Below are 26,051 nucleotides of genomic sequence, written 5' to 3'. Positions count from 1 at the left end.
GGCCCGCTAGAGGTCCAGAGCGATGTCTCGTGGAGCGCGCCAAGCCGAGATCAGGAAAAAGACGACCGCCAGGGCATTGAGCGACATGCCCGTGAGGATTGCCCAGCGCAAGGAGTTGGGACCGCCGTAGAAGTCGCTGAGCATCCCCACCAGAAAGGGCCCGAGGCCGGCGCCGACGAGGGAGGCGATCATCTGCAGCCCTCCCACGACCTGGCCGCGCATGCGTGGACGAAGCAAGGTGACGATGAAGGCGTTGGCTGGACCGTTATGCGCCAGCATGAGCCCGCACCACAGCAGCATGGCGCCGATCGCCACGGCAGGGTTGGGGCTTAGGGCGGCGAGTGATCCGGAAATGACCACGCCGGTCATCGTGCAGGCGCTGAGCAGCGGGAGCCGGCCCGGCCGGGACCCCGCCTTCGGCGCGGCGAAGTGGTCGCCGAAGATGCCCGCCGCGAGGGGGATGACCGTGCCGAACCCGGCGAAGGCCAGGGCGATCCACATCGCCGCGACCGGCAGATCGACATGGTGGACGCGGACCAGAAAGGACACCGACCAGAGGCCGAACGCCGAACTCATCGCACCACCCATGACGATGGACGTCATGGCGCAGAGAACTGACGGCCGACGCAGCACGAATAGCAGGGACTCGCGGGGCGTGGCCGGCGCCTCGTCTCCCGGCTGTGGCGAGGCCTCGACCTTAAGCGTCTCGGCCGCGCCGCGACGGGGCTCACGCACGCTCAGGAGCAGGATGAGGGCCACCAGGAAACCGGGTAGGGCGGCGACGAAAAACACCGTGCGCCAACCGAACGTCTTGGCCAGGAAGCCACCGGCAAGGAATATGATGCCGGTGCCGACGCCAGCGCTGAGATACCAGATGCTCAGCGCCGTGGAGCGGTTCTTGGGGCCGAAGAAGTCGGACACCATCGACATGGCCGTGGGTGAGCCTCCGGCTTCGGCGGCGCCGACGCCCATGCGCGCAAACACCAGGTGAGCGAAGTTGTTGGCCCCCCCGCCCAGCGCCGTCATGCCGCTCCAAATCGCCAGAATCGCGGCCAGCAGGTTGCGACGACTGACGCGGTCCACGAGATAGCCCATGGGCAGGGCTGCGACCGCGAAGGCGATGGCGTAGGCCAGGGTGCCCATCAGACCCACCTGGGAATCGGTGAGGTGAAACTCTGCGCGGATGGGCTCGGCCACCACCGAGATGACGTTGCGATCGATGTGATGGCACGCTTGGGCGGCGGTAAGCACCGCCAGCGCCCACCAGCGGTTGGTCATGCCCCGGCTCGCGGCGCTTCCGTCCGGGGTGGCCTCCAAGGTCACTAGCGTTCTCCACCGATCACAGATTGCACGTCATTGAACCGGCGTCGGGACGTAGAAATAGCGAATGAAAAGCCGGCCTTCTTCGAAGCGATAGGTCTCGATGCTGGGATTGACCACGCCGCTGGCGAGGCGAAAGTTGCGGTGGTGGCAAGCGCCTTCCGAACCGTTGACCAGCATCAGATCTACCTCGACACGGACCTTGCCGCCGAAGGTGTCCCACATGTGTTCGAAGGTCCGCCAACCATCGCCGACGGGCTGGCCGACATATTCGATCACCAGCTCCTTCGCGGCGAAGCGGCGGTAAAGAGCAGTCTGCTCCTCGCGCTTTCCAGCGTTCCACAGTTCGATCTGCTCATGGAGGAAGTGGCGGATCTCGTCTTCGGTGGGAACGGCCATGGGTGTGATCTCAGAGTTGCGATTGAATGTACTGGGCAAGGTCGTGGGTATGCGGCTGGTGGGCCAAGGACCCGCCATTGCAGCAGATGGTCTCGCCGTTGATGAAGCCGGCGTCCTCCGACGCCAGAAAGGCCACGACCGCCGCGACGTCCTCGGGTGTGCCCAAACGCGGCGTCAACACGTGATTGGAGATCATGCTGATCAGTTCGGGGACGCCCTGCTTAGACGCCTCGGTGAGGATCAGTCCGGGAGCGACGGCGTTGCATCGGATCCCCTGGCGACCGTACTGCGTGGCGACGTGGCGGGTCATGGCCACGGCCCCCGCCTTGGAGGCGCCATAGGCGATGCGGCTGAGATCGCCGGTGAGGCCAGACCCCGACGCGGTGTTGATGATCGCCCCGCCGCCATTTCTTAGCATGACCGGGATGACGTATTTGCACCCGGCCAGATAGCCGCGCAGATTTACCGCCATGACCCTGTCCCAGGTCTCGAAGGTAATGTCGGCGGCGGTGGTGTCCTCGCGTTGAATCTGCGGCGTGGTGATGGCGGCGTTGTTGAGAAGGATATCGACACGACCGTGCCGCCGCACCGTTTCGGCCACCATGGCCTCGATCGTTTCGACCTTTTCGGCGTCATAGAAAAGCGCGCTGGCGTCCCCGCCGATCTTGGCGGCGGCCGCCTCGGCCCTGGCAAGATCAATGTCGGCCAAAACCACCACGGCGCCTTCGTCGGCAAGCCGGCGCCCGGTGGCGACGCCGATACCACCAGCGCCTCCGGTCACGATGGCGATCTTGCGCTCGAGCCGTCTCATGGCGCGCTATTCCGGTCCGTAGAAATTGTTGAGAAACTCACTCTGCCAAACCACTCGCTCGCGGCGCAGGCGGCGAGAGAGAAGAGGGTTGTCGTCATCGTCCAAGGCGTTCAGCACCACGGTGGGGCCATCGCCCAGAGCGCCTAACCCCACCCGAGCAACTTCCGCAGGCGGGGTCAGCGGCACGGCGTCGTGGGCCAAGCCATTCTTGGCGAAGACGGTGCGCAGTTTGGGCGTGTCCGTGGCGCCGATCAGGAGGTTGAGCACGTCTACGCCCTTGGGCTTGAGCTCGCGCCACAGGCTTTCGCCGAGGTTCAGGGCATAGCCCTTGGTGGCGGTGTAGAGCGCCAAGCGGCCGATGCCCTGAAGGGCGGCTTCCGAGCCGACCAGAACAATGCCACCTCGGCCGCGGTCGACAAAGTAGCTCGCGAAGCGGTGACAAGCCTCGGTCAGAAGGTCGATGTTGCGCTGAAGCAGCACGCGCCACTGCTCATAGCTGCTGTCCAAAAAGCGCCCGCCGACACTATCGCCGCCCGCATTGAAGACCACGAGACCCAAATCCTTGCCGGCGGCCGCCGCCTGAAGCGACGCCGCTGCCCCCGGTAGCGATAGGTCGATGGACTGGATGGCGACTTCGACGCCGTAAGTGTCTTGTATCGTCGCGGCCAACTCCTCGAGCTTGTCCACGCGGCGAGCGACGAGGATGACGTTGGCGCCCCTGGACGCAGCCTGTAGCGCGAACGCGGCGCCGGTGCCTTCCGAGGCGCCGGAAACCAGCACCCACGGTCCGTAGCGTTCAAGGAATTTCGCGTCGCGTTCGGAGGGGCTCACCGGCTGTCCTTCAAGTACGGGCGGCGCGGAAGATCGGCGGTCGGCGAAGTCGCAGCCTCGCACTGTCCTCCCCCTCGCCGGCTTCGGTCGGCTCTTGTTTCGGTCTTTGGCGTAAGGGGATCGCCTTGAACCGGCAACGATCGCGGTTTGACTGGCAGTCAAGCGGGCCTCGCCCGGCTCCTGGCGGGGGACGCCCAATCGGACGCGGCCATGCGCTTTACTGGCGAGCGGGCGGGCATGGCCTGACGGTCGGATATATCGCCGACCGCACCCCAGCCGGCGTGGACGAGACCTGGGCTAAGCTCCGCCTTACAGCAGAGCACGCAGACCCGAGGCGATCTCGCGGGCGCCTTCTCCCAGCTTGACCTGACGGCGCGGGGCCTTGCCACGTGTCAGCCCCTCGATCGTGCCGTAATCCTCCATGGCGCTGAAGAAGCGCTCCACCATGGCGAGGCCCCCCTGGCCCCATTGATCGACATTGGCCAGCCAAGCCTGGGCGCCGTAGACCGGCCAGCGCCGCACTTGTTAAAACGCGGCGTCTTTTGCGAGCACGCCGCGAGCGCCCGTGGCCGTGAGTGCTTCACAATAGTGGGTCACCAGGTCGCGGTCCCATCGCCGCCGTTCCTCCACGGTCAAGGCGCCCAACATGAGATAGGTGACGTCGCGCCAGGGACGGCCCTTCCGAACAAGCTGCCAGTCGTGCCAGACCCGTTCGCCATCGGTCCGAAGGAAGCTGTTGCCTTGGTGGGCGTCACCATGAACCAGGCAGCGGGGCGTCGTCTGGGCCCTCTCGAAGGCCGCGAGTTCATCATAGGCGTGGCTGAACAGCTCGGGTGTCTCGTACAGCCAATGAGGCAAAACGGCCCTGTACTCGGGCTTTGGGAGGTTCAGCCCGATGTAGTTGTACATGCGCAGGAGTTGGTCGGTATCGACTGGAGTGTCCATGGAGGCATGCAGCCAGGCCTGCTCGTCCAGCTGGGGGCTGTCCCACAGGGCGCCGTGCAATATGGCAAGACTTTCCAAGGCCTTGGCGACCCCATCGACGCCTAGATGATGCGAACTGTGACCGAACTGCCCGGGGGACGCGCCCAGGTCTTCCATGATGACAAGGCCGCGCCCGCCACCGTCGCCATCCCAGTCGGCATAGTAGCTCCGTACGACGGGTGCGCTGAGCTGCTCGCGCATGAAATAGTAGAACCGGGCTTCCAGTTCGCAAATGTTCCCGCTCTCGAAACCCTCAGACCAGTTTGACTTAAGGCAGACCTGGCGAGGGACACCGGCCGCCCGCCCGACAGCGTTCAGCTGCAGCTCCAAGCGCAGCTTGGTGGTGTGGCCGTTCCTGACCTCGACGATTTTGGCGGCCTCGACCACGAGACCGGGATAACGGTGCGACATCAGGCCGGTGAGCCAGGGCGCCGTCACTTCTTCCAGGTGGCGCGGCAAGCGCCCCTCGCGGGCGGGGTAGGGACGATCGCTGCTGGAAGGTGCGGCCATGAGTCTTCCTGTTCTGTGTCTGGCGCGCCGGGTGGGGCGTCGTTTGTTTTCCAGATGAGGCCCGACGTCACTTCCGCGCAGCCGAGCCCAGGTTGACTCGCGGTCAAGCCGAGCCGCCGCAGGTGGCGTTGTCGGTGATCGGGCGACATGGAACCTTCCGATCATTCACCAGCGCTTCACGAGCGCTCAAGCGACGGCGCCTCCGCCCTGGCTGGCGCGCCCTGCGGTCGCTGGCGGGGTCGGCAACCACCCCGAACGATAGGAGGACGACATGGGCGCGAAACAGGAAGCCGTGGTGCGGGAGATGCTGGGCGCATGGGGTGAAGGGGCCTACGAGCCGGATGTTGACCGGATCGTCGCCTGCTTTGCTCCCGAAGCGGTGTGGACCCTCTACATGCCCGACGGTCCCTCCATCCGCGGGCGGGAGGCCATTCGCCAAGAGATCGAGCGGCAATTGCAGTACGTCGGAGGCTTCATGTGCAAGATCCTCCATATCGCGTCGAGCGAGGACACCGTCATCGCCGAACGCGAGGACTCCTTCATCCGCAACGGCAAGCCTCTGACGCAATACATCGCTGGAGTGTTTGAGGTGGATGAGGACAATCTGATCACCGCCTACCGCGACTATTTCGACCTGAAGGATTTCGTCGAGCATACGGGCGCCAATATCGACGCCGTATCAGGCCTAGAAGGTGCGGCGGAGAGCTATCGCCCGGTTCCCGAGGCGAGCGAGGGCGGCGCGATCACAGCGTCCCTGCAGTCTCCCGCCACGTCCGAACAGCGGTTCGTGCAGGATTTCTGTGATGCGTGGGGCGATGGTTCGGACGCCAGCAGGCCTGACGTCGAACGCATCGTAGCGATGATGGCGCCCGACGCGGAGTGGCGTCTTTGGATGCCCGGCGGTCCGGTGGTCCGGGGGCGCGAAGCCCTCCGCGCGGAAATCCTGCGCCAGATGCGATACGCCTCGAACAACAAGTGTAACACGCTGCGGGCGGTCTCGACCCCCAGGGTCGTGCTGCAGGAACGCTCCGACTGGGCGGTGATGCGCGGCGGCGCCTGTCCCCATCAGATGGTCGCCGTCTACGAGCTGAATGAAGACGGCCGCATCAGCCGATGGCGCGAGTACATCAACATGGCCGATCTCGACCGCAAACGGGGTGTGGCCGCTGTGGACGCTCACCTGGCCTAGCCTGCGCCAAGCTTAGGATCCGTTCAGGGAGGCCGCGCTCATGTCTCGGATCGCATCCGACTTGGTCGCGCAACGGCTATCGATCGGTGCTTTCGACGGAACTGGCTGCCAAGCCGGACAATCGTTCAGCAGCGGCGATAGCCGCACGGGCGTCGCGGTCAAATACGGCCTGGGCGAGCGCGATATACGCGGTTTTCCACTCCTCGCGATTGGAGTCGTATCGGCTCAGCACGCCGGGCTCCGAGAGCGAGATGTAGCGGAATACGCGCAAGAACAGCGCCAAGGGAGCGTTTCCGGCCAAGGTCGCCATCTGATCGGTGAGCCGTTCGGCCACAACGATGAAGGCGTCGCGGCCGAGAGATTCCTCAGAACCGCGCCACTCTTCCAGCATCTCCCCCAGGCGGGCCCGTTCCGCATCATTGTCGGAGAGAGCCGCGCGCTTCAGTACTTCGGCGTTGATGGCCTGAGCGGCGCTATAGACCTCCTCGATCGGAGTGTTCTGTAGGTTGAGGAACAGGGCGGCCGAGCGCGCCACTGTTTCGGCGCTGGGGCGACGGCCGAAGAAGCCGCCGCCGACGCCCCGACGAATGACCAGCAGTTCCTCATGTTCGAGCAGTCGCGCGGCCTGTCGCAGCGTTGGCGCGCTGACGCCGATGCGGGCGATCAATTCGGTTTCCGAGCCGATAAAAGCGCCGGCCGGAAGCCGCAAGATAATGTCGCGCAGTACGGGGAGGGCCCGTAGCACCGCTGAGCGGCCAATGTCAGCCATAAGTCCTCATCGCCCTTGCAAACCTCGCATAACCGAGAAGTCGGCGCCAGACGAGGGTTGAATTGACTAATTGGTATATAGGATTAGACATTGGGAAAGCGCCACCGGCAGCAGTGGCCGCCGAGCGAATCGAAAGGCTCGGATTTTTTAAGGGGGAAATCCATGGATCCGCACCGGCGACAGCTGCTGCAAACCAGCCTCTCCGCGCCGGTTCTCGGGCTCGCAGGACAGGCGCTGGCCGAGGCGGCGGAGCCCCGCTCCCGCAACAAGGCTCTGGTGAAGGCTTACATCGAAGCCACCGATCGCGGTGATATAGCGGCCGTCGAAGCCCTGGTGTCTCCAGAAGTCAAATGGTGGATCGTTTCGCGTGGCGACTTCGACCGAGCGACGATCATGGCCATCAATCGTCGCCGTTTCGACCAGGCGATCAGCCGCAAGTCTTCGATACTTGGCATGGCGGCGCAGGATGACCGGGTCGCGGTCGAGTATGAGACCGCGACCGTGGAAAACGGCGAGCCCATCTTCATCGTCTATCACCACCTGTTCCAGGTGCGGGACAACCATATCGTCTCGGTGCGCGAGTGGACCGATCCGCGCGCGCGGCCCCCGCGTTTCAAGGTCTCCCAGGCGGTTCCTCCCGGCCTTGATCCCTGGCCCGCGGCCCGTCCCGACGATATCGATGAGGCCAAGACCCGCGCCGTGGCCGAGGCTTTTCTCGCCCCAGGTCCGACCAACCTGGCGCGGGAGCTCACCGCACCCGGCTTCCGTTGGTGGGTGAACGGCCGCGGCTATGACGACATGTTCGACTTCTTCGCCAAGCTGATGCCGAAAATGGCCGCCATGGGCCCGCCGGTCTCCCCGGTGCGTTACAGCAAGGTGATTTCAGGCATGACGGTTGAAGGCGACAGGGCGTCGGTCCTGATCAACACCGACGTCATCTACCCCACCTACGACTACATCAATCGCTTTCACTGCGTGGCGATCGTGCGCGGCGGCAAGATCATCGAGATGCACGAGCACACTGATCGTAACGCCTCGATAAAGGCTGGCTTTCCGGAGATCTGACCGTGATCAACCCGCGGCGCGAAGGCGCTCGCGGGGGGCATCGGCCTCGACCGGCGCTTTCCCAAGATAAGTGGCCAGCTGTCTGGCGCCCTCGGCCGAGACAAGCGGCAGGAAGGCGCGTTCAACCAGCTTCATCACGTCCACCGCCTTTTCGTCGCCGTAGAGCAAGCCATAGACCACCGGCTCGTAGGCGGTCACCGCCATGACGGTGTAGACGATCAGATGCGGCTCGAGGGGGCGAATGACCCCGCTCTCGACGCAATGAACGACCTCGGCCTGTAGGAGCCGGGCGACCTCGCCGCACTGTTGGTGCGCCAACATGTCGATCAGGGGCGATGCCAGATCGATCTGGGAACTGATCGCTCTGACCGCGCCGCGCCGGACCGGATTGGCCAAGGCTCGGATGCGGGCTTCGGCGAAGCTCAGCAGAATATGGAGTGACGGCCGCTGCTCAGGGGAGGGGCGAGGGGCGGTGGTCTTCAGCAGATGAGACATCGCGTTCAGAAACAAGGCCTCCTTGTTTCCGAAGACCGCGTAAATGGTGGAGGTCGAACACCGCGCGACCTCTGAGATCTCGCTGATCGAGACATCGTTGAACTTGCGACAGGCGAAGGCCTCGCCAGCCACCTCGATGACGCGTTGCAGCGACCGAACTTTTTTGTCCGACATTGGCGACCACGCTGTTTCCTCGCCTCGCGGCTCTTGTGGCCGCTTCAGCTATTACCCCACGATAGACCTTGGACGCGAACGCACAAGACCTAACGGACGGCGCGAGAATATCTGACGAGTTGATCGCGTTGGGCTGGCGCTATCGTATTTCGCGATACTTCGATGTCGTTCTATCTTTACGGTGCGCTTGCCGTTATCTGCGCTTCGATATCCGCCAGATCCCAGTATTCGCGCCAATAGTGGATCTTCCCGTTGTCGTCGATATCGAAGACAGCGCAGACCAGCACGGTCACGTTACGGTCGTCCTTGCGCATGGTCACGGTGTCGGCCCGTTCGGTGAAGACTTGCGCGCCGTTGGACGCCACGGACAGGATTTGGCAGCGACAATCGCGATAGCGTGAAAATTGACTGCGCAGTTCCTCTTCGATCGCCGCCCGCCCCCGCAGGGGCTCGGCGTGCCTTACGCGGCTAAAATAACGCGCGTCGGCGCTGAAGTAGGCCATCAGCCGCGCCAAGTCCGGCTGCTCCATATCTAATTGGGACAGAAACTCGGCGACGGTGTCTTCGGCTCGTGCGGGCATGGGCAATCCCTGATGATGTCGGCGGCAATGGGTCCGCTAGGGCGCGCTCAGGCAATAGATAAAAAGAAATATGGGTTTTACGATTTTGCCCCCGCGGACCCCGGCGCAGGGCTATCAAGGACAGACGCCTAAGGCGATCGACTTACGAAGCATAAGACGGGCCGTCCAAGGTGCGTCAGGGGGAAACGATGACGAAGCAATGGTTGCAGGCGGCCAGCCTATTGGCGCTCGCGATGGGGACCTCGGCTTTCGCCGGGGCTGCATTTGCCCAGGCCAAGCCCCAGAACAACGAGTTGGAGGAGGTGGTCGTCACCGCCCGCCGGGCTGAGGAGCAGGCCCAGTCCGTACCGGTCACTGTGACCGCCATCTCCGCTGAGAGCCTGCAGAAGAATGTTATCCAGTCCGGCCTGGATCTGCAAAAGATGGTGCCGACGCTCAGCGTCGTGATGGGCACCCAGGCCAATGGCGCATCCTACTCCTTGCGGGGGATCCGCACCGGGGTCGTCACCTATCTCAACGAGGTGCCCACACCCAGCGGCCAGGCGGGCGCCTCGGCGGTGAACCTGCAGCTCTACGACCTATCCTCCGTCCAGGCCGTCTCAGGTCCGCAAGGGACGCTGTTCGGCCGCAACTCGACGGGCGGCGCCATTCTCTTCACGCCCAAAAAGCCGACCGACGTCTTCGAAGGCTCGGTCGCTGGCGAACTGGGCAACTATGATCGGCGCCAGTTCACCGGCGTGCTGAACATCCCGGTCAGCGACATGCTGAAGGTACGCCTGGGGGCCCAGATCACCGATCGCGGCGGCGTGGTGGAAAACACGCTCGGCGATGACGCCCAAGACATTGTTCGCCAAGCCTATCGGGTTGGCGTGCTGTTCACGCCTACCGACAAGATCAACAACTACACGTTGGCGGACTACGGCAAGACCGGCGGCCATCTCTTCGCGGCCATCACCTACCACTATCCCGGCGGCGCTTGTCCTGCGACCTACGCGGCGTGCGTCTACGGCCCCACCCTGCTGGTTGGCCTCCAGCAGCAACAGGAAGCATTCGGCATACGTAAGATCGCCAGCGCGTTTCCGGCCTATTCGCACGGCGAAGAGGTCGGCTTCCAGAACGTCTTGACCTATGACCTGACCGACGACCTGAGCCTGAAGTACATCGCATCCTATCGGAAGAGCCAGAGCAAGAACCTCTCCAACAAGACTTCGTTCAACGTCCCGTTCGTCTATGGTCAGGACTACAATCGGACCCACGAGTGGATCCAGGAAGTCCAGGGGCGGGCCAAGCTGCTGGACGGTCGGCTCGACCTCGTCGGGGGCGTGTTCCTAAGACATGTGATTTCCAACAACGAAAACTCGCTGCAGATCCTGAACCCGGTCGGCGCTCCGTTCGGTCCGGCGACGGCGCAGACCTCGCCCTCGCACGCCGACAACCGCTCAACCGCCTTCTATGCCCAAGGCAACTTCAAGCTGACCGACCGGTTGTCCCTCACCGCCGGCCTGCGGCAAACCAACGATGATCAGAAGAACGTCGCATCCAGCATCTTGCCGGGCCTGAAATGCGGGCTGAATCCGGCCGTGCCGGGCGTCAATTTCGCAGCGTGCCAGCAGCGCCAAGCGGCGAAGTTCGATGCGCTGACCTATCTGGTCTCACTAGACTATCAAGTGACGCCGGACCTGCTGGTCTACGCCACGACGCGGACGGGCTACAACGCCGGGGGCTTCAACCAGGGGATCATCAACACCGACCTTGGCAGCTACGCCCCTGAGCACCTCACGGACTACGAGGTGGGTGTCAAGGCCGACTGGCATCTGGGTGACATGCCCGTGCGGACCAACCTCGCGGCCTTCCAAGGCAAGTACAAAGACATCCAGCGCAGCGTGGTGCGCTTCGTCAACAACGTGACCATCGCGGGCACGTTCAACGCCGCAGAAGCGACCATCAAAGGCGCCCAGCTCGAGATCCAGGCGCGGCCCAGTTCGATGTTCGACGTCAATGGCTCGTTGGGCCTGCTAGACACGGTGTACGATCGGTTCGACGCCACGGCGATCTCAGGCAGCGCCACCGGCAATCGCTTCGCCCAAGCGCCAAAGGTGACCTACAACCTCTCGGGCACCTTCCACCACGACCTGTCGTTCGGCGAGCTGTCGGCCAGCCTAAGCTACGCCTACGTCGGTGATGTGACCTTCACGGACAGCAATATCGGCCAACCCTACGCCTTTACCAACGGCTACGGTCTGCTCGATCTCAATATCGAGGTTCGCAACATCGGCGGCCGCCCGATCACCGCCGGGGTTTGGGCCAAGAACCTCGCCGACAAGGACTACATCGTGAACATCAGCGACCAGTCCAAGTCGCTCGGCTTCACCTCCAACATCTACGGCGACCCGCGCACCTTTGGCGTGTCCCTGCGCTACGCCTTCGGCTCTTGACCATGGAAGATTGGGGACACGTCATGAGTGACACCACCAAGCACCCGCAATTGGCCAAGGTCCGCCTCGCGGGTGGCGCGCCGCCCCTGCTGCCCGATCTGGCGGACGTGATGCCCGCCGATCCGGCCTTGGCCGACGCCCTGGCGACGGAGTTCGCATCGACGGCGACGACCCTGTCGACGCCCCAGGCCTATTGGGCGGGCTTGAACGGCTGGATGACCGACCGTCTTTCCGGTCCGGTCATGGAGGGGAAGGTCAGCCCCGAGCAGCTCGGCGCCCAGGCTTGGGCCATCTACGCGTCCAGCTATTGGGGCGGGCTGGAGTTGCGCGAACATTGGGGCATGCCCCCGGTGATCGCCAAGATGGGGATCAAGTTCTCGCCGCCGTTCGCCGACGTGCAAATGGGCATATTGGCCCAGATGCGTCAGCGCATGGCGGCGGTGAATGCCGGCGGCGAGGCGTGCCTTGCCCTACTGCCGTCCCTGATGCGTGAAGGCGGCACCTCCGGCACAGTCTATGGCATCGCCTACAATGCCGGCGTCCAAGTGGTGAAGACCGAGGATCCGCCGATCGGTCAACGACGACCGCACCGCCAGCCCAAGCCCGCGGCGTTACGCATCAACGGTCGTGACTTCATGCGGGTCGACTACGACCTGCCGACGCCGCACTACCTGAAGGTCTGGCGCTCGGCTTACGAGCGCGCGGTCACCGCCAATCCCGAGGCCTACGAGAGGGTCATCGTCGGCGAAGCCGGTCAGACTGACCTGCGCGACCTATGGCGCAAAGGCGTTGCGTTCGGGAACACCACCTGGGGCGGGGATTCTCAGGACAATTGGACCGACGCCTATTTCGACGAAACCATTCGCTGGAGCTCGATCCTGACCTTCGGCATGGAGGCCGTCGGCCTCGCCGCGATCGCGGCTGTGATCAATCAGGATCCCGAGGCGGCCAAGCTCGCCGTAATGGGCAACGCCCTCTACCTCGGCGCGACCCCGGGCTGGCTGCTCGGCCTTATCGACACGGGCGCGCACCTTCCCACCGTGACGGCTTAGCGATCGGCTTTGGCGGACACAGCGATCAAATTCATAAGGCGACAAACATGCAATACGACAGGCGCACCATTCTCGCCGGAGCAGGCTCCGCGGCGCTGGCGATGAGCCTCCCGGCAGCGGCGCAGGCAGTGACTAGCGCCGGGGCCGCCCGGTTCGCCGGCGCCGCGCCCCTCGGTCCTGAGCTCGCCAAGGTTATGCCGGAGTCTCCGGCGTTGATGGAGGCCCTTGCGGCCGAGTTCGCTCCGACTGCGGCCCGGTTGCAGAGCCAGGACATCTACTGGCTGGGATTCAACGGCTGGATGACGGACCGTTTGTCGGCCTCGATCATGGATGGGACCTTGGACGCCAAGGATATCGGACCCCAGGCCTGGGCGATCTATGCTTCCAGCGTCTGGGGTGGGGTTGAGCTGCGGCGTTTACGCGAAAAGTGGGACAGCGCGCCCGCCATGCCCGACGCTGTCGTTCAGCAGGCCGCGGCCCGCCTGGCCAGGAGCCAGCAAGACATGGCCGAAAAGATGACTCTGCGCCTAAACGCCCTGGCCGGCGGTCCCGCCAGCTGCCTCAGCATTCTGCCAACCCTGATCCGCGATGACTCCACCACCGGGCCGGTGCACGGCATGGCCTATAATGCCGGTGTGCAGGTGGTGAAGACCGAAGATCCCCCGGTGGGCCGCCGTCGTCCGCAACGCCCGGCCAAGCCCAGTTCCGTACGGATCAATGTTCGGGATTTCATGCGGGTCGACTACGATCTGCCGTCGCCGCTCTACCTGAAGGTCTGGCGTTCCAAATTCGAAGGCGCCGTGACCGGCAATCCGGACGCCTACGAGAAGATCATTCGCGGCGAGCCTGGGCAGGAAAATCTGCGCGATCTTTGGAAGCGGGCGGTGTTGCTGGGCCTGAAGACATGGGGCGGCGAATCCAACGACAAGTGGTCCGACGCCTACTTCGAAGGCGCCTTGCATTGGAGTTCGGTGCTCAACTTTGGTCTTGAAGCCATGGGATTGGCGACCTTCGTGGCGCTGATCAATCAAGATCCCGAAGCGGCGCGCCGAGCTGTGCTCGTCAACACCCTCTATGTCGGCGCCACGCCCGGTTGGGGCGTGGGTCTCTTCGACAAGAACGCGACCTTGCCCGCGAAGGCCTGATGCAAAGGATCGTCGCCAGCTAGCGCTAGGTGACGGCGGTGTCCGTCGCCGTGCGCTAGCCAGACTTGGCGGCGCTGCAGCGTCATGTCGACCGAACCGGCCGCAACGCCCTAAGTTTCAAGAGAGAAAGGCACCGAGCGGCGTTCATGTTCGAGCACCTCGAAGGCTCGATCCACGGGCGGGAAAGCCCGTTGCGAGCAGTCGTTACGCTCGCAAATCCGACAGCTAACCCCAATCCGGGCCGGCGGACCTTTCAGGTCCAAGCCTTGTGCATAGACGAGACTGTCAGCGTACTGCACTTCACAACCTAAACCCAGCGCGTAGCGCCGATCGGGCTGTAGGTAAGCGCCCGAGGGTTTGACGACGCCCTTGGCGATGCTGACATAGCCGACGCCATCCGGCATTTCGGCCAGTTGTACGAGCCACTTGTCGGGGGTGGCGAAGGCGTCGTGCACGTTCCACAGCGGGCAGGTCCCGCCAAAGCGGGCGAACTGAAGCCGTGTGGCGCTGTGGCGCTTGGTGATGTTGCCGGCTTGATCGACACGCACGAAATAGAACGGCACGCCCCGCGCGCCGGGTCGCTGGAGCGTCGAGAGCCGATGGAAAACCTGTTCCAAGCTCGTCTGGAACATGAGGCTCAGGCGCTCAGTGTCGTGTCGCGTTGCGAGTGCGGCTTCGCGGAAACGCTCATACGGCAAGAGCATCGCGCCCGCCGCATAGTTCAACAGCGCGGTGCGGCAAACCTTGGCCGCGCCCTCGCTACGAAAGCCCGCCGCCCCCAACTCCATTTCGACCGTATCAGAGAGCGATGCGGCGACGATCTGATAGGCCATTTGGAACGATCGCGTGGCGGGGCCCTGGGGCGCGCCGAGGGTCAAAAGGCCCGCTGCCGGATCGAACCGGCGTAGAAGATCCGGCTCGGCTGATCGTGTCACGCCTATGCCCTGTTTTTCCCTCAACCAGCGCTCCAGCACCGTCTCGACAGGCTCGGGGCCATCCAAGCCGAGTTCGGCCGAGAGGGCTTCAGCGGCAACGTCCAGGCTATGAACGTAGTTGTTCTTGTAGTGGAAGAAGTCGCGGACTTCCTCATAGGGCAGGAGGGCGCTGGCCGCGCCCCGCTCGTCCAGGGATACCGCTTCCTCGGTCGTCTTGAGGCGCTCATCAAGTCGACGATAGGCGTGATGTAGCGCCAGGAAGGCCCGGGCCAGGTTCGGCGTGTTGGCGACTGCCGACTTCAGTTCCTGCAGCCCCGGAGGCTCGCCGCCGGGGATCGTGTCGGCCGTAGCCTCGCGTAGATCCGCGACCATCCGTTGGTCGTCGGCGACATCGAGGGTCGCGGCCTCGACCTCGAAGACCCGCATCACATCGATCACAACCCGCGCGGTCACCGGCCGCTGATTGGCTTCGATTTGCGAGAGATAGCTTGCCGACAAGCCAAGCCGTGTGGCGCAGGCCTCCAAATTCCAGCCTTTCGCTTGGCGCAGCAGGCGGAGCTTGGGGCCGATGAACAGTTTATCTCGCATTTTCACAACTTTGCAGCTTTACAGATTTCGCTCACTCAATCTGGCTTCAAAGCTTGATTTTGATCCGGTTTTTGTTGCCGGCAAGCGCAAAAATCGCATTTTGCAATAGAGCGATGTTTTTACAGCGTTCCTCCCACCCAGCCGGAGCCCACCTCCGGAAACCTAGGCCGCCGAGCCGCTTGTCGGCTTGGCGGCCGGTTCTTTGCGATCCCATTGCGAGAGATCCGTCGCCTTGCAGCACATTCTCGAGGAACTCGACCGTCGTCGCGCCCAGGCCAAGGCCGGCGGTGGCGAGAAGCGCGTCGAAGCCCAGCACGCCAAGGGCAAGCTGACGGCGCGCGAACGCATCGACCTGCTGCTGGACGAGGGTTCCTTCGAGGAGTTCGACATGTTCGTCGAGCACCGCTGCGCCGACTTCGGCATGGACGCCCAGAAGGTGCCGGGCGACGGGGTGGTCACCGGCTGGGGCACGATCAACGGCAAGGTGGTCTACGTCTTCTCCAAGGACTTCACCGTGTTCGGCGGCTCGCTGAGCGGCGCCCACGCGGCCAAGATCGTCAAGGTCCAGCGCCAGGCCATGAAGGTGGGCGCGCCGATCATCGGGCTGTTCGACGCCGGCGGGGCGCGCATCCAGGAGGGCGTCGACAGCCTGGCCGGCTATGCCGACATCTTCCTCGAGAACGTCATGGCCTCGGGCGTGGTGCCGCAGATCAGCGTGATCATGGGCCCCTGCGCCGGCGGCGACGTCTATTCGCCCGCCATGACCGACTTCATCTTCATGGTGAAGGACACGAGCTACATGTTCGTGACCGGTCCGGACGTCGTGAAGACCGTCACCAACGAGGTCGTCACCGCAGAGGAACTGGGCGGGGCCCGGGTTCACGCGGCCAAGTCCGGTGTCGCCGAGGGCGCGTTCGAGAACGATCTCGAGGCCATGACCCAGGTGCGCCGCCTGGTCGACTTCCTGCCGTCGTCCAACCGCGAGCCGGCCCCGGAGCGCGAGAGCTTCGACGAGCCTTATCGCGAGGAGATGAGCCTCGACACCCTGGTGCCGGCCGATCCGACCAAGCCCTACGACATCAAGGAGCTGATCCTGAAGATGGTCGACGAGGCCGACTTCTTCGAGATCAGCAGCGAATGGGCCAAGAACATCGTCTGCGGCTTCGCCCGCATGGATGGCGAGACGGTCGGCATCGTCGCCAACCAGCCGCAGGTGCTGGCCGGGGTGCTCGATATCGACAGCAGCCGCAAGGCCGCGCGCTTCGTGCGGTTCTGCGACGCCTTCAACATCCCGATCATCACCCTGGTCGACGTCCCGGGCTTCATGCCGGGGACCAAGCAGGAGTACGGCGGCCTGATCAAGCACGGCGCCAAGCTCTTGTTCGCCTATGCCGAGGCCACGGTGCCGAAGATCACGGTCATCACCCGCAAGGCCTATGGCGGCGCCTATGACGTGATGAGTTCCAAGCATCTGCGCGGCGACCTCAACTACGCCTGGCCGACCGCCGAGATCGCGGTGATGGGGGCCAAAGGGGCGGTGGAGATCATCTTCCGCCAGGAGGCCAAGGACCCAGAGGCCCTGGCCGTCCGCGAGGCCGAGTACAAGGACCGCTTCGCCAATCCGTTCGTGGCGGCCCAGCGCGGCTATGTGGATGACGTGATCATGCCGCATGGCACGCGCCGCCGGATCGTGCGGGGGCTCAAGAGCCTGAAGGGGAAGGAATTGTCGAACCCCTGGAAGAAGCACGACAACATTCCGCTCTAGGGCCGGGGAACTCCATGCAACTCAATTCCGACATCGCGGCCATTGTGACGGGGGGCGCTTCCGGCCTTGGCGAAGCCACGGCGCGACGCTTGGCGGCCGAAGGCGTGAAGGTGACGATCTTCGACATGAATCTAGAGCGGGCTCAGATGGTCGCGGCCGAATGCGGCGGCCTCGCCTGTCGAGTTGACGTCACGAGCGATGCGGACGTGATCGCGGGCCTCGCGGAGGCTCGCGCAAGTCACGGTCAGGAGCGCATCCTCGTGAACTGCGCGGGCATCGTGATCGGCGCCAAGACCGTGTCGCGGCGAAGAAGCGATGGGGCGCTGACGGCCGCGTCGACGGATGACTTCGATCGTGTTCTTCGCGTCAATCTGGGCGGCACGTTTCGATGTATCGCACTGGCGACTTTGGGAATGGTGTCGCTTGAGCGCCTGGCAAATGGCGAGCGCGGAGTGGTCGTTTCGACGGCGTCCATCGCATCCGAGGACGGGCAGATCGGACAGGCCGCCTATGCGGCGTCGAAGGCGGGTGTTCAAGGGATGGCCCTTCCCATCGCCCGCGACTTGGCCAGTGAGGGCATACGAGTCAACACCATTCTCCCGGGACTTTTCGAAACGCCGATGATGGCGAGCTTGCCACCGGCCGTACGCGAAAGCCTTGCAACGAGCGTACCGTTCCCGGCGCGGCTGGGAACGGGCGCTGAATACGCCTCACTGGTCGTCGAAATCTGCAGCAACGCCTACTTGAACGCGGCGGCGATCCGGCTTGATGGCGCTATTCGGCTGGCGCCTCGATGAGAAGCGGGGCGTTGGCGGTCGACAGGTCTTGCATCATCAGCGGGACGATCGGGCCGAAAATCTCCCGCGAGGCGGATCTCAAAACTCAAGTGGGTCGCAGACGCCTGGCGGGAGCGGCGGGGCTTCGCCGTGACTGAAACGACCGATCCTTCAGAACGGGACGCGCTCGGCTGGATCCTGGCAGGATATGGCGATGGCCGTTGGCCGGGAATGCTCGACGCACGGTGCGGTCGGCTCTTTCGTCTCGGCGTGTGGTGGAAGCATAGCGGCGCGTCTCCGCCAACATTCGTCGATGAGATCAACAGCCAAGTACTGATGATTAACAACCGCGTGCTGGTCATCGATGACTATGGCGACGTCGTCATGACGGTCGAAGTCGGCGCTGACGATCAGTCCTCAATCCCACCTCCAATGCCTGTCAGCGAGCGCGGTCCATGTTCGAAAAACTCCTGATCGCCAACCGTGGCGAAATCGCCGTCCGCGTGATCAAGACCTGCCGCCGCCTGGGCATCAAGACGGTGGTGGTCTATTCCGACGCCGACGCCGGCAGCCTGGCCGTCGAGATGGCCGACGAGAGCGTGCACATCGGGGCCTCGCCTGCCAATCAGAGCTATCTGGTGGCCGACAAGATCATCGCGGCGTGCAAGGCCACGGGCGCTGAGGCCCTGCATCCGGGCTTCGGCTTCCTGTCGGAGAACGCCGGCTTCGCCCAGCGCTGCGCCGACGAGGGGATCGTGTTCATCGGTCCCAACCCCGGCGCCATCTCGGCCATGGGCGACAAGATCGAGAGCAAGAAGTTCGCGCAGGCCGCCGGCGTCTCCTGCGTCCCTGGCCATATCGGCGAGATCGCCGACACGGCCGAGGCGGTGACGATCTCCGAACAGATCGGCTATCCGGTGATGATCAAGGCGTCGGCCGGCGGCGGCGGCAAGGGCATCCGCGTCGCCTGGAACCGCAAGGACGTCGAGGAGGGTTTCCCGGCCGTCCGCGCCGAGGCCAAGGCCAGCTTTGGCGACGACCGCATCTTCATCGAGAAGTTCATCGAGAGCCCGCGCCACATCGAGATCCAGGTGCTGGGCGACAAGCACGGCAACGTCGTCCACCTGTTCGAGCGCGAGTGCTCGATCCAGCGCCGCAACCAGAAGGTCATCGAGGAAGCCCCGTCGCCGCTGCTGGACGAGGCCACCCGCGCCGCCATGGGCGCCCAGGCCGTCGCCTTGGCCAAGGCGGTGAACTACGATAGCGCCGGCACGGTCGAGTTCGTCGCCGGCCAGGACAAGAGCTTCTTCTTCCTGGAGATGAACACCCGCCTGCAGGTCGAGCACCCGGTCACCGAGCTGATCACGGGCCTCGACTTGGTCGAGCAGATGATCCGCTCGGCCTACGGGGAGAAGATGGCCTTCGCGCAGAAGGACCTGAAGATCAACGGCTGGGCCATCGAGAGCCGCATCTACGCCGAGGACCCGTACCGCAAGTTCCTGCCCAGCATCGGCCGCCTGGTCCGCTACGACCCGCCGGATGAGGGCGAGCACGGCGCCTACACGATCCGCAACGACGCCGGGGTGCGCGAAGGCGACGAGATCTCGATGTATTACGACCCGATGATCTCCAAGCTGTGCGCGTGGGCGCCGACCCGACTGGCGGCGATCGACGGCATGGGCCGGGCGCTGGAGGATTTCCACATCGAGGGCCTTGGCCAGAACATCCCGTTCCTGGCCGCGGTGATGGACCAGGAGCGGTTCCGCTCGGGCAAGATCTCGACCAACTACATCAAGGACGAGTTCCCCGAGGGCTTCCACGGCGCGGCCCCGACGGCCGACCAGATCGACATCCTGACCGCCGTCGGCGCGGCGATGCAGCGGGTCTACGCCACGCGAGCCCGCTCCTACGCCTCGGGCCTGATCGGGCCGGCGCGTGACGAGTGGGTGGTCGCGGTTGGCCACGCCAAGCGTTCCGTGAAGGTCTCCGGCGAGGCCGACGTGATCGTCGCGCTTCTTGACGAGAACCGCGCCCTGACCCTGACCGACATCGACTGGCGTCCGGGCAAGCCGGTGTTCAAGGCCGCGCTGAACGGCAAGGCCTTCACCGTCCAGGCCACGCCGGCCGCCGAGGGTTTCGACATCCGCCACCGCGCCACCAAGGCCCGGGTGCTGGTCCTGACGCCGCGCTCGGCCGAACTGCACAACAAGCTGCCCGAGAAGCAGGCCGCCGACACCTCCAAGCTGGTGCTCTCGCCCATGCCGGGCCTGGTCGTCTCCATGGACGTCGTCGCCGGACAGCTCGTCCGCGAGGGTGAGGTCGTCTGCGTGCTCGAGGCCATGAAGATGCAGAACATCATCCGCGCCGAGCGCGATGGCGTCGTGAAGGCCGTCAACGCCAAGGGCGGCGATCCGGTCGCGGCCGACGAGGTGCTGGTGGAGTTCTCATGACGCCGGACGTCTCCTCCACCGACATGTTTCTGTCGATCAGCGCGATGGCCGCGCGACTGGGTGTGTCGCAACGCGCTCTGCGCCACTACGAGGCGGTCGGTCTTATCCAGTCGTACCGTCTCTACAAGAGCGCTCGTAGCTATGATCCTGAAACCGTCGATCGTCTAACCGTCATAGCGCTTCTGCGAAAGGCGGACGTCCCGATCGCCACCATCCGGGCGATCATGTCGCTTCGGCCTGACGAGGCCGCCTATCTGCGTGCGGTGCGTGAAGCGCTCTTGTCCGCCCAAGATCAGAAAACGCGTGAACTGGCGATGATTCGGCAGCTGCTCGGCGACTTGAAAACCGTCTTCACGGCCAGCGCCCAAGCCAGTCGCAGTCCTAGGGAAGTCCGATGAAGGTCCTGGTCCCGGTCAAACGGGTTATCGATTACAACGTGAAGGCCCGCGTGAAGGCGGACCAGACGGGTGTCGACCTTGCCAACGTCAAGATGTCGATGAACCCCTTCTGCGAGATCGCGGTCGAGGAAGCCGTGCGTCTCAAGGAGAAGGGCGTGGCGACCGAGGTCGTCATCGTCAGCATTGGTCCGGCGCAAGCCCAGGAAACCATCCGCACGGCGCTGGCCATGGGCGGTGACCGCGGGATCCTGATCACCTCCGACGCCGACCTCGAGCCGCTGGCCGTGGCCAAGCTGCTCGCGGCCGTGGTCGCCGAGGAAAATCCGAACCTGGTCCTGATGGGCAAGCAGGCCATCGACGGCGACAACAACGCCGTGGGCCAGATGCTGTCGGCCCTGCTGGGCTGGCCGCAGGCCACCTACGCCTCGGCCGTGGACATCTCGGGCTCGACCGCCAAGGTCACCCGTGAAGTCGACGGCGGTCTGCAGACCCTGGACGTCGACCTCCCGGCCGTCGTCACCGCCGACCTGCGCCTCAACGAGCCGCGCTACGCTTCGCTGCCCAACATCATGAAGGCGAAGAAGAAGGAAATCGCGAGCAAGGCCGTCGCCGACTACGGCGTCGACGTCGCCCCGCGCCTCAAGGTCCTGAAGGTCACCGAACCGGCCAAGCGTTCGGCCGGCATCAAGGTCGAGACCGCCGCCGATCTGGTCTCGAAGCTCAACACCGCGGGGGTGCTGTAATGGCTGTTCTCGTCGTCGCCGATAACGACAACGCGCACCTGCGCGATGGCACCCACAAGACCGTGACCGCCGCCCTGAAGATCTCGGGCGACGTGGACGTCCTGGTCCTGGGCAAGGGCGCCGAGGCCGTGGCCGACGCCGCCGCCAAGATCGCCGGCGTCCGCAAGGTGCTGCTGGCCGAGTCCGACGCCCTGGGCCACGGCATCGCCGAAGCGCAGGCCGACGCCGTCCTGGCGCTCGCGCGCAGCTACGACGCGATCCTGGTCCCGGCCACCGCCGGCGGCAAGAACTTCGCCCCGCGCGTCGCCGCCAAGCTGGACGTAGCCCCGATCTCCGACATCGTCGAGGTCGTGTCGGCCGACACCTTCGTGCGCCCGATCTACGCCGGCAACGCCCTGGAGACCGTCCAGTCGGGCGACTCCAAGAAGGTGATCACCGTCCGTCCGACCGCCTTCGCGGCGGCCGCCGAGGGCGGCTCGGCCTCGGTCGAGAGCGTCTCGGGCGCCGATGCGGCCAAGACCCGCTTCGTCAGCGAAGAGATGGTCAAGTCGGACCGTCCGGAACTGGCCGCGGCCAAGATCGTCGTCTCGGGCGGTCGCGCCATGGGTTCGGCCGAGGAGTTCCAGCGCGTGATCGAACCGCTGGCCGACAAGCTGGGCGCCGCCGTCGGCGCCTCGCGCGCGGCCGTCGACGCCGGCTACGCCCCGAACGACTACCAGGTCGGCCAGACCGGCAAGGTCGTGGCCCCGCAGCTGTACGTCGCCATCGGCATCTCGGGCGCGATCCAGCACCTGGCCGGCATGAAGGACTCCAAGGTGATCGTCGCGATCAACAAGGACGCCGACGCGCCGATCTTCCAGGTGGCCGACTTCGGCCTGGTCGCCGACTACAAGACGGCCGTGCCGGAGCTGATGGACGCCCTGACCTGACGACCGCCAAACAAAGGATATCCGGGATGACTGCTCGCGCCGACTATGTCGGACCGATCACCAAGTCGGCCGAAGCCATGTTCGCTCGCGCCGAACGCAAGACGATAGCTCGCAAACTCACTGCCCCGCCGCCGTCGGCGCTGCGTGAGATCATCACGTCTTTCGGCCTCAGTCCGACCATCATCAGGCGTTGGGAAGAGGCCGGCCTTGTCGCGTTCGAGCGGCAAGGTGGGCGCGTCGTTGTCAACGATACGACGCGAGAGCATTTGGCCACGGTCATCGAACTTCGCGCCGCCGGCTTCTCGGTCAAGGAAATCGCCTGGATCTCCGACACCTTACCGCCGACCATCAAGCAGATGCGTGACGCGCTTGCGGCCCGCCAAGCTCAAACCGTGAGCAAGCCGTCGACCCAGCTCGGGTCGGCGTTTCGCGAGACCATCAAGGCCTTTGGCCTCAGCCTGACCGTCGTCAAGCATTGGGAAAATGCCGGTGTCGTCGCCTTCGCACGCCAAGGCGGACGCGTCGTGGTCGACGACGCCATGCGTGAGAGCCTGGCCATGGTGATCGAGCTTCGGCGCGCCGGCTTCTCGGTCAAGGAGATCACTTGGATTTCCGACACCTTGCCGCCGACCGTTTCGCAGATGCGCCAAGCCCTCCAGGCGCGCCTCGCCCAAAGCGAAGCCGCGCGCGCGCGCTCGATAGCGGGAGCGATCGTCGCGGGCTGCTCTCGGGGCTAGCCCCTTCATTTCGCCGGAGTCGACGATGTTCACCGGAACGCCGCACCCCCGCCATGACTGGACGCTCGCCGAGACGGAGGCTCTCTTCGACCTCCCTTTCATGGAGCTGGTGTTCCAGGCCGCGAGTGTTCACCGCGCCTGGTTCGACCCGTCGGAAGTGCAGCTGTCGCAGCTACTGTCGGTGAAGACCGGTGGCTGCGCCGAGAACTGCGGCTATTGCAGCCAGTCGGCCCACTTCAAGACGGGCCTCAAGGCCGAGAAGCTGATGGCCGCCGACGACGTGGTGGCCAAGGCCCGCGCCGCCCGCGACGGCGGCGCCCAGCGCTTCTGCATGGGCGCGGCCTGGCGCGAGCTGAAGGATCGCGACCTGCCCAAGCTGGCCGAGATGATCGGCGAGGTGAAGGCGCTGGGCCTGGAGACCTGCGCGACCCTGGGCATGTTGACCGCCGACCAGGCCAAGGCCCTGAAGGCGGCCGGCCTCGACTATTACAACCACAACCTCGACACCGGTCCGGACTACTACAAGGACGTGGTGACCACGCGCACCTACCAGGAGCGCCTCGACACCCTGGCCCATGTCCGCGACGCCGGCATGAGCACCTGCTGCGGCGGCATCGTCGGCATGGGCGAGCAGCGCCGCGACCGCGCCGGCCTGCTGCATCAGCTGGCCACCCTGCCGGCTCATCCCGACAGCCTGCCGATCAACGGCCTGGTGCCGGTCAGCGGCACGCCGCTGGGCGACAAGGTGCTCAGCGAAGGCAAGGCGATCGACGCCATCGAGTTCATCCGCACCATCGCCGTCGCCCGCATCGTCTGCCCGAAGTCCATGGTCCGCCTGTCGGCCGGTCGCGAGGGCATGAGCCGCGAGCTGCAGGCCCTGTGCTTCATGGCCGGCGCCAATTCGATCTTCGTCGGCGGCAAGCTGCTGACCACCCCGCTGCCGGGCCTGGACGAGGACTCAAAGCTGTTCCAGGACCTGGACCTGAGGCCGATGCACGCGGCGGGTCCGATGGATCAAGGCCTCCTTGACCTGGAGCTGCTGATGGGGATTGCGTGACCGTAGCGTCGAGGGCCTATCGGATCGGAAGGGCCGTCGTCATCTTAACCGGACCCAAGGACATGGTGGAGTTGATCTCCTGAACGGTCGGAAGGGTCAAAAGCCTGCCAAACGCCAGTTCGCGGTAGTCCTCGACATCCCGCGTGACGATCCGCAGCAAGAAGTCGAACGGTCCCATCGTGGGATGGACCTCCATCACTTCGGGGATGCGCGACACCGCCTCGATGAACTCGTTGAGATTGCTCTGGCCGTGGGCGGAGAGCTTTACGTTGGCGAAGATGTTCGTGCGCAGGCCGAGCCTTTCCGCGGAAAGGCGGGTGACCTGATCGACGATATAGCCTTCCTCCTTCAAACGGGTGAGGCGGCGCCAGCAGGGCGATTGCGACATGCCCACATGCTCGGCCAGCTCCGCTGTGGTCATCGGCGGATTGCGCTGGATGGTGTCCAGAATTTTCAGATCGGTTTCATCGAGGTCGTTCAGAAAGGCCATGAGAATCTCGCGGCTAGGCAATCATCGTTCGACGTCATTGATCCAATCTTGTGGCGAGTTTCGCAATACGAAGCGGAAAAAATGCTCGATCGCGCATCCGCCAATGCGTTTGGGTCGACATATCGTTCCAAATAGATAATCCAATTTCTGACATCAGAAGGCAGATTGGGGCACCTCATTCAGTGGCCCGTCATGAAAAATCGCCCCACGCTTCGCCTACACATCCCAGAACCGGCCGCCCGGCCTGGCGATGCGCCCTCGTTCGATCGTGCGCTGATCCCGTCGGCCGGAGCCACGCGACGGCCCGAGACCAACGCTCTCGAAGCGGAGATGCGCGATCTGCCCTTCGGCTTGGTTCGTGTCCTCGACGATGCGGGCGAGGCCACGGGGCCCTGGAATCCCAATCTCTCGACGAGCACGCTACTGGCGGGACTTCGCGCCATGCTGCTGACGCGTGTGTTCGACGAGCGACTGTTTCGCGCGCATCGTCAGGGCAAGACCAGCTTCTACATGAAGTCGACCGGGGAGGAGGCGATCGGTGCGGCGCAGTCCTTGTTCCTGGACCGTGACGACATGTGTTTCCCGACCTATCGCGTGCTCAGCTGGTTGATGGCGCGCAACTACCCGCTGATCGATCTGTGCAATCAGATCTTCTCCAACGAGAAGGATCCGCTGAAGGGGCGCCAGCTTCCGATCCTCTATTCGGCGCGGAAATACGGGTTCTATTCCCTGTCAGGCAATGTCGGCAGCCGCTTTGGTCACGCCGTCGGCTGGGCCATGGCCTCGGCGTTCAAGGGCGGCGATTCCATCGCGCTGGCCTATATCGGCGAAGGCACAACGGCCGAAGGCGACTTCCATGAGGCCCTGACCTTCGCCAGTGTCTACAAGGCGCCGGTCATCCTGTGCGTGACCAACAACCAATGGGCTATCTCCAGTTTTTCGGGCATCGCCGGGGCCAATGAAACCACCTTCGCGGCCAAGGCGCTTGCCTATGGCCTGCCGGGGCTTCGGGTCGACGGCAACGACTTTCTGGCCATCTGGGCGGCCACTGAATGGGCGGCCGAACGGGCGCGCCAGAACCTCGGCGCCACGCTGATCGAGCTCTACACCTATCGCGCGTCTGGCCATTCGACCTCGGACGATCCGACCAAATATCGACCGGCCGACGAAGCCGAGGCCTGGCCTCTGGGAGACCCGCTCGACCGCCTGAAGACGCACCTCATCGCGCTCGGCGCCTGGGACGAGGAGCGCCACGCGGCCCTGGCGGCCGAACTGGACGCCGAGGTGCGCGCAGCGGTCAAGGAGGCAGAGGCGGTCGGCACGCTCGGCAAGTCCAAGCCGAGCGTGAAGGAAATGTTCGAGGGCGTCTTCAAGGACCCCGACTGGCGCGTCACTGAACAGCGCCGCGAGCTGGGGATCTGAC

At 64.6% G+C, this 26,051-nt stretch carries 26 protein-coding genes; 15 read left to right on the top strand and 11 right to left on the bottom strand.

Annotation, left to right across the window (positions count from 1 at the left end):
- Window positions 1–6: 6 nt before the first annotated feature.
- The 6 genes from AC1RJ9_RS18735 to AC1RJ9_RS18710 form a co-directional block, all read right to left on the bottom strand.
- Window positions 7–1,278, bottom strand: coding sequence for an MFS transporter (locus AC1RJ9_RS18735; RefSeq protein WP_492838744.1), 1,272 nt, complete (start codon window positions 1,276–1,278; stop codon window positions 7–9).
- A gap of 75 nt (window positions 1,279–1,353) precedes the next feature.
- Window positions 1,354–1,719, bottom strand: a complete 366-nt coding sequence (locus AC1RJ9_RS18730) for a holo-ACP synthase (protein ID WP_492838745.1) — start codon at window positions 1,717–1,719, stop codon at window positions 1,354–1,356.
- Window positions 1,720–1,729: 10 nt separating this feature from the next.
- Window positions 1,730–2,530: an SDR family NAD(P)-dependent oxidoreductase gene (locus tag AC1RJ9_RS18725; protein WP_099504236.1), complete on the bottom strand. Its 801-nt coding sequence runs from the start codon at window positions 2,528–2,530 to the stop codon at window positions 1,730–1,732.
- A gap of 6 nt (window positions 2,531–2,536) precedes the next feature.
- Entirely contained in the window at window positions 2,537–3,361 is an 825-nt protein-coding gene (locus AC1RJ9_RS18720) for an SDR family NAD(P)-dependent oxidoreductase (RefSeq protein WP_158235509.1), read from the bottom strand.
- Window positions 3,362–3,670: 309 nt separating this feature from the next.
- Window positions 3,671–3,883 (bottom strand): hypothetical protein, encoded by a 213-nt coding sequence (locus AC1RJ9_RS18715; RefSeq protein WP_492838746.1) that lies wholly within the window; start codon window positions 3,881–3,883, stop codon window positions 3,671–3,673.
- A 3-nt stretch (window positions 3,884–3,886) separates the two neighbouring features.
- Complete coding sequence (locus AC1RJ9_RS18710; RefSeq protein ID WP_492838747.1) at window positions 3,887–4,855, bottom strand: phosphotransferase; 969 nt, start codon at window positions 4,853–4,855, stop codon at window positions 3,887–3,889.
- A gap of 271 nt (window positions 4,856–5,126) precedes the next feature.
- On the opposite strand from AC1RJ9_RS18710, the gene AC1RJ9_RS18705 reads away from it, so the two are divergent.
- The gene (locus AC1RJ9_RS18705) at window positions 5,127–6,044 is read left to right on the top strand and encodes a nuclear transport factor 2 family protein (protein ID WP_099582574.1); all 918 of its coding nucleotides are present in this window, start codon (window positions 5,127–5,129) and stop codon (window positions 6,042–6,044) included.
- 76 nt (window positions 6,045–6,120) lie between these two features.
- Here AC1RJ9_RS18705 and AC1RJ9_RS18700 read toward each other — a convergent pair whose 3' ends face one another.
- A complete protein-coding gene (locus tag AC1RJ9_RS18700; protein ID WP_099582575.1) occupies window positions 6,121–6,813 on the bottom strand; it encodes a GntR family transcriptional regulator in 693 nt (230 codons plus the stop codon).
- A gap of 162 nt (window positions 6,814–6,975) precedes the next feature.
- Here AC1RJ9_RS18700 and AC1RJ9_RS18695 point away from each other — a divergent pair, with 162 nt between their 5' ends.
- Window positions 6,976–7,878, top strand: a complete 903-nt coding sequence (locus AC1RJ9_RS18695) for a nuclear transport factor 2 family protein (protein ID WP_099504245.1) — start codon at window positions 6,976–6,978, stop codon at window positions 7,876–7,878.
- Window positions 7,879–7,884: 6 nt separating this feature from the next.
- Here AC1RJ9_RS18695 and AC1RJ9_RS18690 read toward each other — a convergent pair whose 3' ends face one another.
- Window positions 7,885–8,547, bottom strand: coding sequence for a TetR/AcrR family transcriptional regulator (locus AC1RJ9_RS18690; protein ID WP_099504247.1), 663 nt, complete (start codon window positions 8,545–8,547; stop codon window positions 7,885–7,887).
- 176 nt (window positions 8,548–8,723) lie between these two features.
- The gene (locus AC1RJ9_RS18685) at window positions 8,724–9,128 is read right to left on the bottom strand and encodes a limonene-1,2-epoxide hydrolase family protein (protein WP_099504249.1); all 405 of its coding nucleotides are present in this window, start codon (window positions 9,126–9,128) and stop codon (window positions 8,724–8,726) included.
- Window positions 9,129–9,316: 188 nt separating this feature from the next.
- Here AC1RJ9_RS18685 and AC1RJ9_RS18680 point away from each other — a divergent pair, with 188 nt between their 5' ends.
- The 3 genes from AC1RJ9_RS18680 (at window position 9,317) to AC1RJ9_RS18670 (ending at window position 13,760) form a co-directional block, all read left to right on the top strand.
- Window positions 9,317–11,563, top strand: coding sequence for a TonB-dependent receptor (locus AC1RJ9_RS18680; protein ID WP_099504251.1), 2,247 nt, complete (start codon window positions 9,317–9,319; stop codon window positions 11,561–11,563).
- 23 nt (window positions 11,564–11,586) lie between these two features.
- The gene (locus tag AC1RJ9_RS18675; protein WP_099504253.1) at window positions 11,587–12,615 is read left to right on the top strand and encodes a hypothetical protein; all 1,029 of its coding nucleotides are present in this window, start codon (window positions 11,587–11,589) and stop codon (window positions 12,613–12,615) included.
- A 215-nt stretch (window positions 12,616–12,830) separates the two neighbouring features.
- Complete coding sequence (locus tag AC1RJ9_RS18670) at window positions 12,831–13,760, top strand: hypothetical protein (protein WP_492838748.1); 930 nt, start codon at window positions 12,831–12,833, stop codon at window positions 13,758–13,760.
- A 110-nt stretch (window positions 13,761–13,870) separates the two neighbouring features.
- Here the strand turns inward: AC1RJ9_RS18670 and AC1RJ9_RS18665 are convergent, their stop codons facing one another.
- Window positions 13,871–15,283: a helix-turn-helix domain-containing protein gene (locus tag AC1RJ9_RS18665; RefSeq protein WP_099504255.1), complete on the bottom strand. Its 1,413-nt coding sequence runs from the start codon at window positions 15,281–15,283 to the stop codon at window positions 13,871–13,873.
- 232 nt (window positions 15,284–15,515) lie between these two features.
- Here AC1RJ9_RS18665 and AC1RJ9_RS18660 point away from each other — a divergent pair, with 232 nt between their 5' ends.
- The 9 genes from AC1RJ9_RS18660 to bioB all read left to right on the top strand — a co-directional run bounded on the left by AC1RJ9_RS18660 (window position 15,516) and on the right by bioB (window position 24,138).
- A complete protein-coding gene (locus AC1RJ9_RS18660; protein WP_492838749.1) occupies window positions 15,516–17,048 on the top strand; it encodes an acyl-CoA carboxylase subunit beta in 1,533 nt (510 codons plus the stop codon).
- Window positions 17,049–17,062: 14 nt separating this feature from the next.
- The gene (locus AC1RJ9_RS18655) at window positions 17,063–17,845 is read left to right on the top strand and encodes an SDR family NAD(P)-dependent oxidoreductase (RefSeq protein ID WP_062095590.1); all 783 of its coding nucleotides are present in this window, start codon (window positions 17,063–17,065) and stop codon (window positions 17,843–17,845) included.
- 129 nt (window positions 17,846–17,974) lie between these two features.
- A complete protein-coding gene (locus AC1RJ9_RS18650; protein WP_127846917.1) occupies window positions 17,975–18,298 on the top strand; it encodes a hypothetical protein in 324 nt (107 codons plus the stop codon).
- Window positions 18,280–20,274 carry an acetyl-CoA carboxylase biotin carboxylase subunit gene (locus AC1RJ9_RS18645; RefSeq protein WP_492838750.1) on the top strand — a complete coding sequence of 665 codons (1,995 nt, stop codon included), beginning with the start codon at window positions 18,280–18,282 and terminating at the stop codon, window positions 20,272–20,274. The genes AC1RJ9_RS18650 and AC1RJ9_RS18645 overlap by 19 nt, the downstream gene beginning before the upstream one ends.
- Window positions 20,271–20,672, top strand: a complete 402-nt coding sequence (locus AC1RJ9_RS18640) for a MerR family transcriptional regulator (RefSeq protein ID WP_099504263.1) — start codon at window positions 20,271–20,273, stop codon at window positions 20,670–20,672. Before AC1RJ9_RS18645 ends, AC1RJ9_RS18640 begins: the two co-directional genes overlap by 4 nt.
- Window positions 20,669–21,415 (top strand): electron transfer flavoprotein subunit beta/FixA family protein, encoded by a 747-nt coding sequence (locus AC1RJ9_RS18635; RefSeq protein ID WP_099582580.1) that lies wholly within the window; start codon window positions 20,669–20,671, stop codon window positions 21,413–21,415. Before AC1RJ9_RS18640 ends, AC1RJ9_RS18635 begins: the two co-directional genes overlap by 4 nt.
- Complete coding sequence (locus tag AC1RJ9_RS18630) at window positions 21,415–22,344, top strand: electron transfer flavoprotein subunit alpha/FixB family protein (RefSeq protein WP_492838751.1); 930 nt, start codon at window positions 21,415–21,417, stop codon at window positions 22,342–22,344. The genes AC1RJ9_RS18635 and AC1RJ9_RS18630 overlap by 1 nt, the downstream gene beginning before the upstream one ends.
- Before the next feature lie 77 nt (window positions 22,345–22,421).
- On the top strand, window positions 22,422–23,081 hold the full coding sequence (locus tag AC1RJ9_RS18625; RefSeq protein ID WP_158235511.1) for a MerR family transcriptional regulator: 660 nt from the start codon (window positions 22,422–22,424) through the stop codon (window positions 23,079–23,081).
- A 25-nt stretch (window positions 23,082–23,106) separates the two neighbouring features.
- Complete coding sequence (gene bioB, locus AC1RJ9_RS18620; protein ID WP_492838752.1) at window positions 23,107–24,138, top strand: biotin synthase BioB; 1,032 nt, start codon at window positions 23,107–23,109, stop codon at window positions 24,136–24,138.
- 16 nt (window positions 24,139–24,154) lie between these two features.
- Here bioB and AC1RJ9_RS18615 read toward each other — a convergent pair whose 3' ends face one another.
- Complete coding sequence (locus tag AC1RJ9_RS18615; RefSeq protein WP_062099363.1) at window positions 24,155–24,628, bottom strand: Lrp/AsnC family transcriptional regulator; 474 nt, start codon at window positions 24,626–24,628, stop codon at window positions 24,155–24,157.
- A 192-nt stretch (window positions 24,629–24,820) separates the two neighbouring features.
- Between AC1RJ9_RS18615 and AC1RJ9_RS18610 the strand changes: the two genes are divergently transcribed.
- Window positions 24,821–26,050 (top strand): thiamine pyrophosphate-dependent enzyme, encoded by a 1,230-nt coding sequence (locus AC1RJ9_RS18610; protein WP_062099361.1) that lies wholly within the window; start codon window positions 24,821–24,823, stop codon window positions 26,048–26,050.
- Window position 26,051: the final 1 nt, after the last annotated feature.

The sequence above is a fragment of the Caulobacter sp. GW822-FHT07D08 genome (assembly GCF_058798735.1).
This window is presented reverse-complemented; position numbering and strand designations above follow the sequence as displayed.

Bases quoted from the DNA above. Each gene is read 5' to 3' on its own strand.
- AC1RJ9_RS18735 (WP_492838744.1), bottom strand. From the start codon at position 1,278: ATGACCAACCGCTGGTGGGCGCTGGCGGTGCTTACCGCCGCCCAAGCG.
- AC1RJ9_RS18730 (WP_492838745.1), bottom strand. From the start codon at position 1,719: ATGGCCGTTCCCACCGAAGACGAGATCCGCCACTTCCTCCATGAGCAG.
- AC1RJ9_RS18725 (WP_099504236.1), bottom strand. From the start codon at position 2,530: ATGAGACGGCTCGAGCGCAAGATCGCCATCGTGACCGGAGGCGCTGGT.
- AC1RJ9_RS18710 (WP_492838747.1), bottom strand. From the start codon at position 4,855: ATGGCCGCACCTTCCAGCAGCGATCGTCCCTACCCCGCCCGCGAGGGG.
- AC1RJ9_RS18705 (WP_099582574.1), top strand. From the start codon at position 5,127: ATGGGCGCGAAACAGGAAGCCGTGGTGCGGGAGATGCTGGGCGCATGG.
- AC1RJ9_RS18700 (WP_099582575.1), bottom strand. From the start codon at position 6,813: ATGGCTGACATTGGCCGCTCAGCGGTGCTACGGGCCCTCCCCGTACTG.
- AC1RJ9_RS18695 (WP_099504245.1), top strand. From the start codon at position 6,976: ATGGATCCGCACCGGCGACAGCTGCTGCAAACCAGCCTCTCCGCGCCG.
- AC1RJ9_RS18690 (WP_099504247.1), bottom strand. From the start codon at position 8,547: ATGTCGGACAAAAAAGTTCGGTCGCTGCAACGCGTCATCGAGGTGGCT.
- AC1RJ9_RS18685 (WP_099504249.1), bottom strand. From the start codon at position 9,128: ATGCCCGCACGAGCCGAAGACACCGTCGCCGAGTTTCTGTCCCAATTA.
- AC1RJ9_RS18680 (WP_099504251.1), top strand. From the start codon at position 9,317: ATGACGAAGCAATGGTTGCAGGCGGCCAGCCTATTGGCGCTCGCGATG.
- AC1RJ9_RS18675 (WP_099504253.1), top strand. From the start codon at position 11,587: ATGAGTGACACCACCAAGCACCCGCAATTGGCCAAGGTCCGCCTCGCG.
- AC1RJ9_RS18670 (WP_492838748.1), top strand. From the start codon at position 12,831: ATGGAGGCCCTTGCGGCCGAGTTCGCTCCGACTGCGGCCCGGTTGCAG.
- AC1RJ9_RS18665 (WP_099504255.1), bottom strand. From the start codon at position 15,283: ATGCGAGATAAACTGTTCATCGGCCCCAAGCTCCGCCTGCTGCGCCAA.
- AC1RJ9_RS18655 (WP_062095590.1), top strand. From the start codon at position 17,063: ATGCAACTCAATTCCGACATCGCGGCCATTGTGACGGGGGGCGCTTCC.
- AC1RJ9_RS18645 (WP_492838750.1), top strand. From the start codon at position 18,280: ATGTTCGAAAAACTCCTGATCGCCAACCGTGGCGAAATCGCCGTCCGC.
- AC1RJ9_RS18640 (WP_099504263.1), top strand. From the start codon at position 20,271: ATGACGCCGGACGTCTCCTCCACCGACATGTTTCTGTCGATCAGCGCG.
- AC1RJ9_RS18635 (WP_099582580.1), top strand. From the start codon at position 20,669: ATGAAGGTCCTGGTCCCGGTCAAACGGGTTATCGATTACAACGTGAAG.
- AC1RJ9_RS18630 (WP_492838751.1), top strand. From the start codon at position 21,415: ATGGCTGTTCTCGTCGTCGCCGATAACGACAACGCGCACCTGCGCGAT.
- AC1RJ9_RS18625 (WP_158235511.1), top strand. From the start codon at position 22,422: ATGTTCGCTCGCGCCGAACGCAAGACGATAGCTCGCAAACTCACTGCC.
- bioB (WP_492838752.1), top strand. From the start codon at position 23,107: ATGTTCACCGGAACGCCGCACCCCCGCCATGACTGGACGCTCGCCGAG.
- AC1RJ9_RS18615 (WP_062099363.1), bottom strand. From the start codon at position 24,628: ATGGCCTTTCTGAACGACCTCGATGAAACCGATCTGAAAATTCTGGAC.
- AC1RJ9_RS18610 (WP_062099361.1), top strand. From the start codon at position 24,821: ATGAAAAATCGCCCCACGCTTCGCCTACACATCCCAGAACCGGCCGCC.